Here is a 480-nt window from a genome sequence, read left to right as displayed (position 1 = left end):
TTCGCTGCTCGCTTTTATCACCTCGGCTTTAAAATAGCTGACGAAACACTCGATTTCATGAGCAAAATGGTTCTGAAAGGTGAGGCAAATCATTTAGTCCCTGAGCGTATCTGGCAAGAAACTGAACGAGCACTAAGTGAAAAGTCCCCTTGGATTTATTTTGAAGTACTTAGAAAAGTTGGCTGCCTGAAAGTCGTATTCCCGGAAATCGATGCGCTATTTGGCATTCCTCAGCCAGAAAAGTACCACCCAGAAATCGACTGTGGCATCCACGCTCTCATGTCCTTGGAGCAAGCTAGTCAACTAAGCCAATCAAAACAAGTTCGCTTTGCTGCTCTTACACACGACTTGGGAAAAGCTTGTACCGCCCCTGAAAAATGGCCAAGCCATCATGGCCATGAGCGCCTAGGTTTAGAGCCGATAAAGAAGCTCTGTGAACGAAATCGAGTACCGAATGAATACCGAGACCTGGCATGTTTA

General features: G+C 45.8%; 1 protein-coding gene. It reads left to right on the top strand.

Annotated features, from left to right (window positions below):
* The coding region (locus A3757_RS02610) for an HD domain-containing protein (RefSeq protein WP_156506126.1) at positions 1 to 480 on the top strand (480 nt) is incomplete at both ends.

This window comes from Oleiphilus sp. HI0117 (assembly GCF_001635235.1).
The sequence above is the reverse complement of the archived record's forward strand: the minus strand, read 5'-3'. Positions and strand labels throughout refer to the sequence as shown.